The sequence below is a fragment of the Leisingera sp. CC-HEC093 genome (assembly GCF_059429195.1).
The window spans coordinates 604,707-619,086 of record NZ_JCAIJR010000001.1 but is presented as its reverse complement, the minus strand read 5'-3'; the positions used below and the strand labels follow the sequence as shown (position 1 = coordinate 619,086).

13 protein-coding genes are annotated in these 14,380 nt (G+C 61.4%); 2 read left to right on the top strand and 11 right to left on the bottom strand.

What is annotated here, in order from left to right:
- Positions 1 to 64 precede the first annotated feature (64 nt).
- The 7 genes from AC5STB_RS03000 to lpdA all read right to left on the bottom strand — a co-directional run bounded on the left by AC5STB_RS03000 (position 65) and on the right by lpdA (position 9,382).
- The gene (locus tag AC5STB_RS03000) at positions 65 to 1,069 is read right to left on the bottom strand and encodes a helix-turn-helix domain-containing protein (protein ID WP_495441504.1); all 1,005 of its coding nucleotides are present in this window, start codon (positions 1,067 to 1,069) and stop codon (positions 65 to 67) included.
- A gap of 107 nt (positions 1,070 to 1,176) precedes the next feature.
- Positions 1,177 to 4,029 carry an aminomethyl-transferring glycine dehydrogenase gene (gene gcvP / locus AC5STB_RS02995; protein ID WP_495441503.1) on the bottom strand — a complete coding sequence of 951 codons (2,853 nt, stop codon included), beginning with the start codon at positions 4,027 to 4,029 and terminating at the stop codon, positions 1,177 to 1,179.
- Between the two features lie 60 nt (positions 4,030 to 4,089).
- A complete protein-coding gene (gene gcvH, locus AC5STB_RS02990) occupies positions 4,090 to 4,455 on the bottom strand; it encodes a glycine cleavage system protein GcvH (protein ID WP_495441501.1) in 366 nt (121 codons plus the stop codon).
- Between the two features lie 21 nt (positions 4,456 to 4,476).
- Positions 4,477 to 5,574 (bottom strand): glycine cleavage system aminomethyltransferase GcvT, encoded by a 1,098-nt coding sequence (gene gcvT / locus AC5STB_RS02985; protein WP_495441500.1) that lies wholly within the window; start codon positions 5,572 to 5,574, stop codon positions 4,477 to 4,479.
- Positions 5,575 to 5,642: 68 nt separating this feature from the next.
- Complete coding sequence (locus tag AC5STB_RS02980; RefSeq protein WP_495441498.1) at positions 5,643 to 7,013, bottom strand: alanine/glycine:cation symporter family protein; 1,371 nt, start codon at positions 7,011 to 7,013, stop codon at positions 5,643 to 5,645.
- Between the two features lie 25 nt (positions 7,014 to 7,038).
- A complete protein-coding gene (gene lipA, locus AC5STB_RS02975) occupies positions 7,039 to 7,983 on the bottom strand; it encodes a lipoyl synthase (protein WP_495441497.1) in 945 nt (314 codons plus the stop codon).
- Positions 7,984 to 7,999: 16 nt separating this feature from the next.
- Positions 8,000 to 9,382 carry a dihydrolipoyl dehydrogenase gene (gene lpdA / locus AC5STB_RS02970; protein ID WP_495441496.1) on the bottom strand — a complete coding sequence of 461 codons (1,383 nt, stop codon included), beginning with the start codon at positions 9,380 to 9,382 and terminating at the stop codon, positions 8,000 to 8,002.
- 173 nt (positions 9,383 to 9,555) lie between these two features.
- On the opposite strand from lpdA, the gene AC5STB_RS02965 reads away from it, so the two are divergent.
- A complete protein-coding gene (locus AC5STB_RS02965) occupies positions 9,556 to 10,170 on the top strand; it encodes a helix-turn-helix domain-containing protein (protein WP_495441495.1) in 615 nt (204 codons plus the stop codon).
- A gap of 105 nt (positions 10,171 to 10,275) precedes the next feature.
- Here the strand turns inward: AC5STB_RS02965 and AC5STB_RS02960 are convergent, their stop codons facing one another.
- The 4 genes from AC5STB_RS02960 to AC5STB_RS02945 form a co-directional block, all read right to left on the bottom strand.
- Positions 10,276 to 11,367 carry a sensor histidine kinase gene (locus AC5STB_RS02960; RefSeq protein WP_495441494.1) on the bottom strand — a complete coding sequence of 364 codons (1,092 nt, stop codon included), beginning with the start codon at positions 11,365 to 11,367 and terminating at the stop codon, positions 10,276 to 10,278.
- Positions 11,339 to 11,830: a response regulator gene (locus tag AC5STB_RS02955; protein ID WP_495441493.1), complete on the bottom strand. Its 492-nt coding sequence runs from the start codon at positions 11,828 to 11,830 to the stop codon at positions 11,339 to 11,341. Before AC5STB_RS02955 ends, AC5STB_RS02960 begins: the two co-directional genes overlap by 29 nt.
- A 135-nt stretch (positions 11,831 to 11,965) precedes the next feature.
- Positions 11,966 to 12,697: a response regulator gene (locus tag AC5STB_RS02950; protein ID WP_495441492.1), complete on the bottom strand. Its 732-nt coding sequence runs from the start codon at positions 12,695 to 12,697 to the stop codon at positions 11,966 to 11,968.
- A 267-nt stretch (positions 12,698 to 12,964) separates the two neighbouring features.
- The gene (locus AC5STB_RS02945; RefSeq protein ID WP_495441491.1) at positions 12,965 to 13,159 is read right to left on the bottom strand and encodes a hypothetical protein; all 195 of its coding nucleotides are present in this window, start codon (positions 13,157 to 13,159) and stop codon (positions 12,965 to 12,967) included.
- Between the two features lie 450 nt (positions 13,160 to 13,609).
- Between AC5STB_RS02945 and AC5STB_RS02940 the strand changes: the two genes are divergently transcribed.
- Positions 13,610 to 14,323 carry a trypsin-like serine peptidase gene (locus AC5STB_RS02940; protein WP_495441490.1) on the top strand — a complete coding sequence of 238 codons (714 nt, stop codon included), beginning with the start codon at positions 13,610 to 13,612 and terminating at the stop codon, positions 14,321 to 14,323.
- Positions 14,324 to 14,380: the final 57 nt, after the last annotated feature.

Sequence of the window (14,380 nt, the reverse complement as noted above, 5' to 3'; positions counted from 1 at the left end):
TCCGCCCTGACACAACAAAGGCGGCCCGAAAGGGCCGCCTTTTGCATTGGCGGGTTTGACTGAGTCAGGCCAGGGAGCCTGCTGGATGGCGGTCCGCATAGTATTGCTTACGGAAGGCCTGCGGACTGGTCTTGTACTCGCGCTTGAACCATTCCGTCAGGCTGCTGCGGGAGCCGAAGCCGGTGGCGGCGACGATCTCAGCCAATGGCAGGGTGGTATGCTGCAATAACTGGCGCGCTTTTTCGATCCGCAGCTTGCGGTAGGCCGTCAGCGGGCTGGTCAGGGCTTTTTGCTGGAACCGGCGCTCCAGCTTGCGCGGCGATACCCCAGCCTGCTGAGCTATGTCGCGGATCAACAACGGCTCTTCCAGGTTCTGCTGCATCAGGTCGAGGATTTTTACCACTAGCGCATCGCCGCCGGCGGTTTGGCGCAGCTGCAAAGAGACCTTGGATTGTTCAGAGGCCGGGCCAAAGGCAAGGCCCAGGTAATCGCAAACCGCGTCTGCAATAAAGGCGCCGCGGTCAGCGCGCAGAAAGGCAATGAGCACACGCAGAGCGGCGAAGCTGCTGACAGCAGTGCTGATGCGGCCTGACGTCGTGGTCAGCGTGCCAGCCGGGGCGCAGATCATTTGCTCCTCTTCCGCCGCCGCTGCAAAATTCGTGTGCACCGCGATCTCGACCGCGGCGTTCAAGCCGGTTTCCGGCAACAGGAAAATGGCGCTGCCGGCAAACAGGCAGCGCTGCGCCTGCCGGCAGATCCGCTGCAAGCTGGCTTTCTCGCCGGAATTCAGTGGCCAGCGGCTGGAAATGCCGCCGAGAAAGACGACGGTCTGCGGCTTCCATCCGTCTGGCACGGTGCGCATCTGCGACGCCAGGTTTCGCACGGCGGTGCGATAGCCGCTGTCGGGGAACAGATCGTTGGCGGCGCGGAAAACTTCGCAGATCATCTGGGCCGCGGCAGGTGAATCCGGCTGAGGCAGAATGATTTCGACATCGTGGAAGCGGGCCTGTGCCGCGCTGTCAGCGGTTTGCCGGGACGCTGGCACGGTCAGCGGTTCGAGACGGGACATCATTCTCTCCTCTGAGCGGGACATGCAGGGATGCAGCGGTATAGAAGGGGCTGCGGGGGCGCCCCGCCGGACGGGCCGGCGGGGCAGCAAGCCAGGAAGTCCTGGGCTTACTCTTCTTCGTACTCCGACATCGGCGGGCAGGTGCAGATCAGGTGACGGTCGCCATAGGCATTGTCCACCCGGTTCACCACTGGCCAGTACTTGTCGACGCCGAGGTTGCCCGGCGGGAAGCAGGCCTGCTCGCGGCTGTAGGGACGGTCCCATTCGCCGACCAGGTCGCGCACCGTGTGCGGCGCGTGCTTGAGCGGGTTGTTCTGCGCGTCGATCTTGCCGTCGATGATGTCCTGCGCCTCCTGACGGATCGACAGCATGGCATCGCAGAAGCGATCCAGTTCGTCTTTGGGCTCGGACTCGGTCGGCTCCACCATCAGCGTGCCCGCCACCGGCCAGGACATGGTCGGAGCGTGGAAGCCCGAGTCGACCAAGCGCTTGGCAACGTCGTCCACGGTCACGTGGCCTTCATCGTTCAGCGGGCGGGTGTCCAGAATGCACTCATGCGCAACTCGGCCGGTCTCGGAGGTGTAGAGGATCGCATAGGCGTCCTTGAGGCGTGCAGCGATGTAGTTGGCGTTCAGGATCGCCACCTTGGTTGCCTGGGTCAGACCTTCGCCGCCCATCAGCAGGCAGTAGGCCCAGGAAACAGGCAGGATCGAGGGCGAGCCGAATGGCGCCGCCGAGACCGGCCCCACGGCGGTGCCGTATTCCGGGTGGCCGGGCAGGTGTTCTTCAAGGTGCGCCTTTACGCCGATCGGACCCATGCCGGGGCCGCCGCCGCCATGCGGAATGCAGAAGGTCTTGTGCAGGTTCAGGTGCGAAACGTCGCCGCCGATTTTGCCCGGCTGCGCCAGACCCACCATCGCGTTCATGTTGGCGCCGTCGATATAGACCTGACCGCCATGCTCATGAGTGATGTCGCAGACTTCCTGAACGGTTTCCTCGAACACGCCGTGCGTGGACGGGTAGGTGATCATGCACCCTGCAAGGTGGTCAGAGTGCTTCTCTGCCTTCTCGCGGAAGTCCGCCAGGTCGATGTTGCCGTTGTCGTCCGCCTTGATCGGAACCACCTTCCAGCCAACCATCTGTGCCGACGCCGGGTTGGTGCCGTGTGCCGAAGTCGGGATCAGGCACACATTTCGGTGACCTTCACCGCGCGACGTGTGGTAGTTGCGGATGGTCAGCAGACCCGCGTATTCGCCCTGCGCACCGGAGTTCGGCTGCTGGGAAATCGCGTCATAGCCGGTGATCTGGCAGAGCTTGTCGTTCAGATCGGCGATCATCTGGTGGTAGCCCTGCGCCTGGTCTTCCGGGCAGAAGGGGTGCAGGTTGCCGAATTCCGGCCAGGTGACCGGGATCATCTCGATGGTCGCGTTCAGCTTCATGGTGCAGGACCCCAGCGGGATCATCGCACGGTCCAGCGCCAGGTCGCGGTCTGCCAGGCGGCGCATGTAGCGGGTGATCTCTGCCTCGGCCCGGTTCTTGTGGAAGATCGGGTGGGTCAGATACTCGCTTTCACGCAGCGCATAGTCCGGCAGGCGGTAGGCTCGGTTCTTGACGCTGTCGTCTTTCTTGTCGATGCCAAAGGCACCCCAGACCGCTTCGATGGTTTCCGGGCGGGTCTGCTCGTCCAGCGAGATGCCGACGTGGGCGTCGCCGATTTTGCGCAGGTTCACACCGCGGGCAACCGCTGCTTCCATGACGGTTTTCTGCAGCGGGCCCACTTCAACAGTCAGAGTGTCAAAGAAGACTTCCGGCTCAACTTTGTAACCGTGCTCTTCCAGTCCTGCAGCCAGGCGCGAGGTTTTGCGGTGCACCGACTGTGCGATGGCCTTGATGCCGTCGGGGCCGTGATAGACCGCATACATCGACGCGATCACCGCCAGCAGCGCCTGTGCGGTACAAACGTTGGAGTTGGCCTTTTCGCGGCGGATGTGCTGTTCGCGGGTCTGCAGCGCCAGGCGGTAGGCCTTGTTGCCGCGGGCGTCGACGGACACACCGATGATACGGCCGGGCATGGCGCGCTTCAGTTTGTCAGTGGTTGCCATATAGGCAGCGTGCGGGCCGCCATAGCCCATCGGAACGCCAAAGCGCTGGGTGGAGCCGATGGCAATGTCAGCCCCCATCTCGCCGGGCGACTTCAGAAGCGCCAGTGCCAAGATGTCGGCAGCGACAACGGCGATGCCCTTGTGCTCGTGAATGGCTTCGATTTCTTTAGTGAAATCGCGCACATGGCCGTAGGTGCCCGGGTATTGGAAGATCGCGCCGAATACCGCGCCCGGGTCCAGCTCGTCCGGATCGGCAACCACCACGTCGATGCCCAAGGGCTCGGCGCGGGTCTGGATCACAGCAACCGTCTGCGGGTGGCAGTTCTTGTCGACGAAGAAGGCGGCGTTGTTCGCTTTGGAGCGCGAGCCGCGGTGCGCCATCGCCATGGCTTCGGCAGCGGCGGTGGCTTCATCGAGCAGCGAGGCGTTAGCGATATCCAGGCCAGTCAGGTCGCTGACCATGGTCTGGAAGTTCAGCAGCGCTTCAAGACGGCCCTGGGAGATCTCCGGCTGATAGGGGGTATAGGCGGTGTACCAGGCCGGGTTTTCCAGGATGTTACGCAGGATCGGCGCCGGGGTGGTGGTGCCATAGTAGCCCTGGCCGATCAGCGAGGTCAGCACTTTGTTCTTGGAGGCCACCTGCTTCATGTGGAAGAGGGCGTCGCGTTCGGTCATCGCCGGGCCCCAGTCCAGCGCCTCTTTCTGGCGGATGGCGGGCGGCACGGTGGCGTCGATCAGCTCGTCCAGGGTTTTGAAGCCGATCACCTGCAGCATATCCCGCATCTCGGTCGGAGACGGGCCGATATGGCGCCGGTTGGCGAAGTCATAGGCTTCGTAATCGGTAAGTTTGAAGGCCATTACAGAGGTCCTTGTCTGGGGCAATGGACCCCGCCGGACGTTCCGGCGGGGAGGGGGTGCTTAGCCGATCAGGGCTTTGTAGCCGTCCAGATCCATCAGATCGTCCAGCTGGGACTTGTCCGACAGCTTGATCTTATAGATCCAGGCATCGCCTTCCGGGCTTTCATTCAGGGCGCCGGGGTTGTCGGCCAGGGTTTCGTTCACCTCGATCACTTCACCGTCCAGCGGCGCGTAGATTTCGGAAGCCGCTTTCACCGACTCGATGACGCCGATCTCGCCGCCTTTTTCGAATTCTTCACCCGCTTCGCGCTGTTCGACGAAAACAACTTCGCCCAGCTGATCGGCGGCGTGCTTGGTAATGCCCAGAGTTGCAGTGTCGCCTTCAACGGTGATCCACTCGTGGTCTTCGGAATAATAGGTGGCCATGTTGACTCTCCTGATGATGTCTTAGCGTTTGTAGTTCTGAGTAACGAAGGGCAGGGCGACGATTTCAGCCGGCTGCGCCTTGCCGCGGATGATGAGGTTCACCTTGGTGCCTGCGGCGCTATGATCCGCCGCAACATAGCCCATGGCGACCGGGCCGCCGACGGTGGGGCCGAAGCTGCCAGAGCTGATGGCACCCAAAGTATCGCCGCTTTCGCTTTGGATTTCCACGCCCTGGCGGGCAGGGGCACGGCCTTCGGGCTTGATGCCCACCAGCTTCTTGGCGGTACCTTCGGCCAGTTCCTTCTGGATGCGGGCGGCACCGGGGAATCCGCCTTCTTCCTTGCGGCGCTTCTGGATTGCCCAGGACAGCGACGCCTCGATCGGCGAGGTCGACTGGTCAATGTCGTTGCCATAGAGGCAAAGGCCGGCCTCCAGGCGCAGGCTGTCGCGGGCGCCAAGGCCTGCGGGTTCGCAGTCGTCATGGGCCAAGAACAGTTTGGACACGCGGATCGCGTCCGCTTCCGGGATCGAGATTTCGTAGCCGTCCTCGCCGGTGTAACCCAGGCGCGAGATGCGGCATTCGACACCGCCGATCTCGGCGATGGTGGTTTCCATGAACTTCAGCTCACGGGCGGCGGGGCACAGTTCGCCGACAACGTCCTCGGCCTTGGGGCCTTGCACGGCAACCAGCGCGCGGTCGAAGATTTCGGTCACTTCGACGCCGTCCAGGTTCGCCTGCATATGCGGGATGTCCTGGTGGCGCAGCGCGGCGTTCACCACGACAAAGTAATGGTCGCCGGCGTTGGAGACGATCAGGTCGTCCATGATACCGCCGTCTTCGTTGGTGAAGAAGCCGTAGCGCGCCTTGCCTTCTTTCAGGGTGGCGTAGGCCTGCGGGCAGAGCGTTTCCAGCTTCTCGCCCACATTTTCGCCGCGCAGGATCACTTGGCCCATGTGGGAGACGTCAAACAGCGCGGCCTTTTCGCGGCATTGCTTGTGCTCGCCCATGATGCCCATGGGATACTGGACCGGCATTTCCCAGCCGGCGAAGTCGACCATCTTGCCGCCAAGCTCGACGTGCAGGTCATAAAGCGGGGTGCGTTTGGGTGCGTCGGTCATCCTGTGCAGCCTTTGAATTGTAGGGTTTCGGGGTGGGGGAGGGCGCAGGACGCGCCCTCCCGGAGAGCTTACTCGGCAGCGTGGCCGGTTTCTTCCGATTTGCCACCGGTGGCAAAGAACTCTTTCGTCACCTTGAAGACGATCGGGCTCAGCAGGGCCAGAGCGATCAGGTTCGGAATGGCCATCATCGCATTCAGCGTGTCAGCCAGCAGCCAGATGAATCCCAGATCGGCGGTGGCACCGAAGTAGATCGCGATGATCCACAAGATGCGGTAGGGCAGCATGACCTTCACACCGAACAGGAACTCCATGCACTTCTCGCCATAATAGGACCAACCCAGGATGGTGGTGAAGGCAAAGATCGACAGCGCGATGGCGATCAGGTAACCGCCGAAGCCGGGCAGCGAGGTCTCGAACGCCAGCGAGGTCAGAGCCGCACCGGATTCACCCGAGGTCCAGGCGCCGGAGGCGATGATTGCCAGGCCGGTGATCGAGCAGACGATGATGGTGTCGATGAATGTGCCCAGCATCGCAATCAGGCCCTGGTTGACCGGACCCTTGGTCTCAGCCGCTGCGTGGGCGATCGGGGCGGAACCCAGGCCAGCTTCGTTGGAGAACACGCCGCGCGCCACACCAAAGCGGATCGCCGCCCAGACTGCCGCACCGGCAAAGCCGCCTTCGGCTGCCGATGGGGTGAATGCATGGGTGAACACCAGGCTGAACGCGGAGCCGATGGCGTCTGCATTGATCACAAGCACGATCAGGCCTGCAATGATGTAGCTGACCGCCATGAATGGAACCAGCTTGCCTGCCACCGCGCCGATGCGGGTGATGCCGCCCAGGATCACTGCGCCGGTCAGCACCATCAGCACGATGCCCGTGACAGAGGTGTTGAAGCCAAAGTTGGTTTCCAGAACCTGCGCCACGCCGTTGGCCTGCACACCATTGCCGATGCCGAAGGCTGCAATCGAGCCGAACACGGCAAAAGCAACACCCAGCCAGGCCCACTTCGCGCCAAGGCCGTTCTTGATGTAATACATCGGGCCGCCGACATAGTTGCCTTCTTCGTCGCGCTCGCGGAATTTCACGGCACAGACGGCTTCGGAATACTTGGTGGCCATACCGACCAGCGCGGTCATCCACATCCAGAACAGCGCGCCGGGGCCGCCGAGGAAGACGGCGGTCGCAACACCCGCGATGTTGCCGGTGCCGATAGTGGCCGACAGCGCGGTCATCAGCGCGTTGAACGGGGTGATCTGGCCTTCACCGGTGCCTTCACGGCCCTTGAACATCAGGCCAAAACCCATACCCAGTTTCCGGATCGGCATGAACTTCAGGCCGACTTGGAGGAAGAAGCCGACGCCCAGAATGAGGACCAGCATCATCGGCCCCCAAACCACGCTGTTTACGGCTCCTACGATTGAATTTAACGCTTCCATGGGTCTCCTCCCGCTTGCGTTAAGGTTAAATACCCTTTGCCAAGGCCATCTGACGGGCCTCTTTCAGGGCGGCAAAATCTTCATCCGCGTGGAACGAAGAGCGGGTCAGCGGTGTCGCTGACACATGCATAAAGCCCTTGGAGCGCGCGATCTGTTCCAGTTGGGCAAATTCCTCCGGCGACCAAAAACGTTCGATCGGGTGGTGCTTGGGTGTGGGTTGCAGATACTGGCCCACGGTCAGGAAATCGACTTGGGCTGCACGAAGATCATCCATCACCTGGCGCACGTCGTCCAGGGTCTCGCCCAGGCCGACCATGATTCCGGATTTGGTGAACAGCTGCGGGTTGGCGCGCTTGGCGTCATCCAGCAGCCGCAGCGAGGTGTAGTAGCGCGCACCGGGGCGTACGTGCGGGTACAGTCGCGGCACGGTTTCCAGGTTGTGGTTGAACACATCTGGCGCCGCCTCGAACACTACCTGTGCCGACTCGCCTTTGCCCAGGAAATCCGGGGTTAGCACCTCAATGGTGGTGCCCGGGTTCTGGTGGCGGGTGGCGCGGATGGTCTGGGCGATGTGTTCTGCGCCGCCATCTTCCAGGTCGTCCCGGTCCACGGAGGTGATCACCACATGACGCAGACCCAGTTTCTTAACAGCCACAGCAACCCGGCCAGGCTCAAACGCATCCAGCGTGTCCGGCTTGCCGGTGGTCACGTTGCAAAAAGAGCAGCCGCGGGTGCAGATCTCGCCCATGATCATCATGGTTGCGTGGCGCTTGGACCAGCATTCGCCGATGTTGGGGCAGGCGGCCTCCTCGCAGACGGTTGCCAGATCATGCTCCCGCATCAGCTTGCGGGTCTCATAATACTCCGCGCTCTCGATCTTCTTCTTGCGGATCCACTGGGGCTTGCGCGGGATGGCGCTGTCGGCCTTATGGGCCTTTTCCGGGTGGCGGGGGCGCAGCTGGATCGTCATCTGGCGGTCCTCCGGATCAGGCGTGAATGGCGCGGCCAAGCGCGTCGAGGCAGGCTTCCTTCACTGCTTCACCCATCGCCGGATGCGCGTGGCAGGTTCGTGCAACTTCCTCGATAGTAGCACCTTTGGTCATTGCCAGCACTAATTCTGCAATCAGGTCACCGCCATGGGCACCGCAAATGTGGGCGCCAAGGATCTTGCCTTCAGGCGTTGCCAGCACTTTCACCGCGCCGTCGGTTTCACCGGTGGATCGGGCGCGGGAGTTCGCCATGAAGGCAAATTTGCCGGCGATGTACTCGGTTCCGGCCTCTTTCAGCGCTTCCTCGGTCTGGCCGACGGAGGCAACTTCCGGGTCGGTGTAGACCACGCCGGGGACGGTGTTGTAATCCACATGGCCGTGCTCGCCTGCCAGCATCTCAACGCAGGCAACCCCGTCTTCCTCAGCTTTATGCGCCAGCATCGGGCCAGGGACGCAATCGCCTATGGCATAGATGCCGGGCACCGAAGTCTGGAAGGCTTCATCCACTTCAATGAAACCGCGCGCATTGATAGACACGCCCAGGCTTTCCAGGCCCAGCCCCTTTGTCACAGGGCGGCGGCCGATCGCGACCAACACCTTGTCGGCTTCGATCTGCTCTTCCTTGTCCTTGCCGACACGGTCCAGAGTCAGGGTCAGGCCGCTTTCGCCTTTCCCGATGGTCTTCAGCGCACGGCCCAGCTGGAACTTCAGGCCGCGTTTGCTCAGCGCGCGCTGAGACAGTTTGGCGATTTCGCCGTCGATGCCGGGGAGGATGCGGTCGAGGTATTCCACCACCGTCACCTTGGAACCAAGGCGTGACCAGACCTGACCGAGTTCAAGCCCGATCACGCCGGCGCCGATTACCACCAGATGCTCCGGCGCAGTGTCCAGCGCCAGCGCCCCGGTGCTGCTCAGCACATCCACCTCGTCGATTTCCACGCCAGGGAGGGTGGCGGGCTCCGAACCGGTGGCGATCAGAATGTTCTTCGCGGTGTAGGTGTCTTCACCCACTTGCACCCGGCCGGGAGCAGGAATGCTGGCCCAGCCGTCGATATGGTCGACGCCGTTCTTCTTGAACAGAAAGGCGATGCCCTTGGTCAGGTCGCCGACAATTTTTTCCTTGCGTGCCATCAGCGCACCAAGGTCCAGGCTGGCGCCTTCAACGGCAATGCCGTGCGCGGCCAGATGGGAAAGCTCGGCATATTTGGCAGAGGAGGTCAGCAGCGCCTTGGAGGGAATGCAGCCGACGTTCAGGCAGGTGCCGCCCAGAGAGCCACGGCCCTCGACGCAGGCGACCTTCAGGCCAAGCTGGGCGGCGCGGATTGCTGCGACATAACCGCCCGGACCGGCCCCGATCACGATCAGATCATATGCGCTCATGTGGTTTCTCCTCCGAAATGCGGTCCAGGACCGGCACGTGTCCCGTCGTATGCGACGCTGTGTTCCCTATAGGAAACTTTTTCCCTTTTGCAAACTAAAAGTATGGATGCGGAAATTTTGACCCGCAGATGCATCAAAGCTAAGGTGCTTGCGGATCAGGAGATTTCGCGCAAATGGAACCAATTCCATCAGAAGAAACAGGACCCGGCCCCGACGCCATGGAGGCTCCGGACGGTGAAGTTCTGGGGAAAATGATTCGCGACGCCCGCAAGGAGAAGGGGCTGACGCTGGAGGAGGCGGCCAAGGCTGCGGCCATCGGCAGGTCAACTTTGTCGAAGATCGAGAACAACCAGACCCGGCCCAGCTTCGAGATTATCCGCCGCCTGATGCAGACACTGGAGCTGGAAACGCCGCAGCTGTTTGTGCAGTCCAGCCAAGGCGGTGTCACTGGCCGCCGAGACTTTACCCGCACCGGCGAGGGGGAGCACAAGGAAACCACCACCTACGATCACGAACTCCTTTGCAACGAGCTGACCAGCAAGCGCATGGTTCCCTACATCAGCACTATTAAGGCGCGGGACGTTACTGAATTCGACAACTGGGTTCGCCACCAGGGGGAGGAGTTCATGTTCGTGCTGAGCGGTGAGCTGGTTCTCTACACCGAGCACTACCGGCCGCTGCGCATGGGTGCAGGAGATTCAGTTTATTATGACAGCGGTATGGGCCATGGCTGCGTTTCCGTTAGCAAGGAAGACGCCCGGGTGCTCTGGGTCTCGCTGGAAGGATAGCCGGTCAAGTCCTAGGGGCGCAAATCTGGCGGCCAGGCTCCGACGCAATTGCGCTCGCGTCACAGGGCCGCCTCCTACTGGGGCCGGCCGGGGACTCCTGCCCCGTCAAGCGGAGTCCCGTGCCTGGCTGGTGTCCAGGCTGATTGTGAACCGGATTGTGGTGCCATTTTTTTTTTGCTGGTCGCACCAGATCAGGCCCTTGTGCCGCTTGGCGATCTTGGCGCAGGTCGCCAGCCCCAGGCCGGTGCCCGGTTGCTCGCTGCCGCGCTGCAGCCGCTTGAATGGCTCAAAGATCCTTTCCCGGTATTCTGGCGGCACACCGATTCCATTGTCGGAGACGGAGATCATCACGCCTGGATGCGCCGGTTCGGCGCTTACGGTGATTTCCGGTGTCCTGCCGCCGCTGTACTTGATGGCGTTGCCGATCAGATTCTGCAGCAGCTGGACAATCTCTGGCGGAAAGCAAAGCACGCTTAGCGCGCCGGGCTGCCAGGTGATTTGAGCCCCGGATTCCGCCAGGTCCTGCGCCAGAACTGCGCGCAGGCTGTCGAACAGGCTGTCGACTGTGACGCGCTCCGCCCGGCCTTCGCTGTGCGGATTGATATGGCTGGCCAGCCGTTCGATGAGCTCGGAGGTCTTGTTGACGGATTTTTTCATCAGGTCGAACTGCCGGGCAACCTCGTCCAGGTCGCCTTCGAGGTATTCTTCCTGGATCTGGTCGCTCAGGAATTTGATTGCGCGCAGCGGCGCCCGCATATCGTGCACCAGAACATCAGAGAAGAGCCGCAGCTCGTTCTGCTGCTCCTGGATTCGCCAGCGCATGTCCGCGACTTTCAACCCGTTGGAAACCATCCGCTTGAGCGCTTCTGCGCTGAGAGCCGACTTGGGGATGTAATCGCTGGCTCCGGCCAGGATGACGCTTTTTGCAATCTCTTCGTCACCGTGGCCGGTGGTCATGAACAGAACCGCCTGCGGCCAGGTTCCATTGAGCCGGGCAATGAGGTCAAGCCCAGTGCCGTCAGGCAGGAGGTAATCCAGGAAGATCACGTCTGCGGCGCGTCCCGCGTGGCTCAAGGCCTGTTCCCCGCTCTCAGCTTCGGTGATCTCTGCGTCCGGGTGCACCTTCTTAAGCAGCCTGCGCATCAGCTTCCGGTCACCGGCGTCATCGTCAACGATCAGAATGTTGAGAGCTGTCATGGGACACCTTCTTGATGTGAATTTCAGGCAGCTCGACAATGCGCCAGTAATTGTCGAGCGTTGTCATGAGGTCGGAGAACATCTCGCCAGCTTTCGATTTCAGTATGTAGCCGGCGACATTGTTGGCGTAGGCGTCAGAAATATCGCTCTGGTCATCTGAGGTCGTCAGTACAATGAACAGCAGGTTATGCAGAACCGGGTCGGCACGGATTTCCTGCAGCAGTTCAATACCGTTTTTGCGCGGCATGTTGATGTCGCTTAGCACTACAAAATGCGGCGGCGGAAGCTGACTCATCTCTCCGCGCAGAAAGGCCAGGGCCTCGACCCCGTCCACGAACCGGGTAATCGGATTGGCAATCTTAGCCTGATCAAAGGCCCTGCGCAGGGCTTTTGCGTCGCCGTCATCGTCTTCCACCAGGATGATGTTCAGGGCGGGGCGGGTGACAGTGGGCGAATGCTGCATCCTTGTTCCTTTGCTTGCTGCAACGGGTTGTTTACTGTCTGGCCCGGCAGGGGGGGGGGAACTGCCGGGCCGCCGGTCAAAACCCGCGAAGCTGCTGCCAGGCAGGCTGCGCTGGTTGCCGGGAGCCTTTGGCCGCTACTGAAGCAACGTCGGGGATACACGGGCGGTGACTTCCCGGGTGTCCTCGATGACGCTGTCCAGATCGTCCATGAACGCCACCAGATCCTTACAGCTGCGTTCAAGCATCGAGACATCCGACAGCACCGATGGCGGCACACTGTCATCCTGCCGCGCCTGCGACTTGACTACTCTGACGCCTGCAAGGGTCCGGCTCAGCAGAAGCCTGAGGTCGGGGCCGCAACTGACGATGAAACGCTGGAAGATCCGCCTCAACTCCTTTTCCGATGCCCGGGCACTGGACAGCTGCCCGTAAAGGGCCCGCCGCTCAATAGCCGAGGCAATGGATTTGATCAGGGCGTCTGCGGACAGTTCTTCTTTGACGATGTAGTCTGCACAGCCCCGCCGCATCGCTTCCACTGCGATGGTATAGCTGGTGACGCTGGTCAGCATAATAGGTACGGCCTGCACCTGATCTTCGTGGGACAGCAGCAGTTTCAGCGCGTCCAGGCCAGTATCCATGCCCAGGTTGTGGTCCAAAAACACCAGATCGAATTGCTCCCGGTCTAGCAGCCGGCGCATCTCATCCAGATTGGCGGCCTCAAAAAACTCAGCCTCCATTCCGGCCTTCCGGCACAGTTTTCGCAGGCGCAGTCTGTCAATTTCATCATCGTCAACTGAAAGGATGTTCAGGACGACGGGCTGCATGAATGGCGGTGCCGCCACATCTGTGATACGATTGTTGCTCATCCAGTTACCCCTTTAAATTGCACTGAACCCAAGTCCGGGATTAATTTAGGAAACACACGTTTTAATTGCGTTGCAAGCAACGTGTCATCCTGGGGTTTATTATCGGAGCGGATTCACTTAAAGAAAACTGAGTATCGGCGAAGATGCGCCCTATTTTGCGGTGCCTATATGGTGGCTAGCGGGTATTTGCGGAGGTTTTGCGGGGTTGCCGACCCGCTGCTCGGGCTGGTTCAGGCATTGCCATGGAGCCTAAAGTTTTCTTAAAACTTAAAGGTCTGCGGTCGCCCTTGAGGCGCAAGCAGCACCTCTTCTAGCGCCGCGGGTCAGCTTCAGGTCGTCCTGCATGGAGACCCGCGTCTTGCCGACCTCACCGCCGCGGCGGGCGGCCGCGATCTCGACGTTCAATTCGCCGGAGGGCACCGCCTCGATATTGGCGCAGGTCCGGTAGATATCAGCTGCCATCACCCAATGCAGGCTGCGCGAAACAAACCACCAACCCTTTCGCTAGAGCGCTGGGACAAACTGTTAACGAAAAGGGCGCGCCGGGGTGGCCGCGAGGCGGAGTTCATCAGTCTTTGCCCGCAGCCGATACGGGCAGGGTGGGTAACTACTATGGCGGTCAAAGCTATCGAATCGGTTCCCTTAGAGGCCGGCGCTGCCGGGCTGTGGCGGTTCGGGCTTTGGAATTTCCGTTTATTGTTCAGTGTTTGGAAAGAATATTTACGGACTGTTTACTTTTTCTCGCCAAGCCGCAGTCTTTTTTGCCATGGTTAGGCATCAATAACCGGGGGGTTAGGGAATTGTTAACACTGCCGCATTCTGTCCATGAAACCGTCCTGGCCCGGCAACATTGGGCCACATTCCAGCCGCATGCCTGACTGACGATAGATTTGTGGGAAGCTGGAGTGGATTATGAGACTTCTATTTGCTGCTATGGCGGCTTGCCTGTCCTTAGGTATTCCGGGGGCCGCAGCTGCGGATGATGCGCAGCGGCCGGCCGAGCCGGTGGCCTGGTGGCAGGCAGTTGGACGGTTAAACATCGCCAACAAGAACATGTGCACCGGCGCCCTAATCGCACCGGACCTGGTGCTCACTGCCGCGCATTGCCTGTACGATCCGAAAACCGGCAGACGGGTGGACCCGGCGTCGATCCGGTTCGAAGCGGGATTGGCCGGGCACCAGGCTGCGGCGCTGCGGCAGGTTTCCAGGGCGGTTTTGCATCCGCAATACCGCTATCGCCCGGCAGGCACGCATCAGGTCGGCAGTGATCTGGCGGTACTGAAGCTGGAGCGCCCCATCAGCGGCCGCTACGCCCAACCGTTGGCGACCTCTGGCAGCGCAGCACGCGGCGATACTCTGGGGGTTGTGTCCTATACTCAGCAGCACGCAACCCATGTCCGCTTGAAACGCTCTTGCAGCGTGCTGGCGCGCAAAAGCCGGACGCTGGTGATGTCGTGCCTTGTCGACTTCGGAGCTTCGGGCTCGCCGGTTCTGGAGATGCGGCCGGGGCAGCCGCCGCGCCTGGTGTCCGTCATGTCGGCAAAGGCAGAGGTTGGCCGCCGTCAGGTGTCGATCGGCACCGCGCTGGATGCCACGCTGCGTGACCTGGTGCGGCGGGCAGGCTAATCCCAGTAAGCTCCCGCAGTGCGAATGAGGCCGCCGCAGCAAGGGCCAGACCGGTTC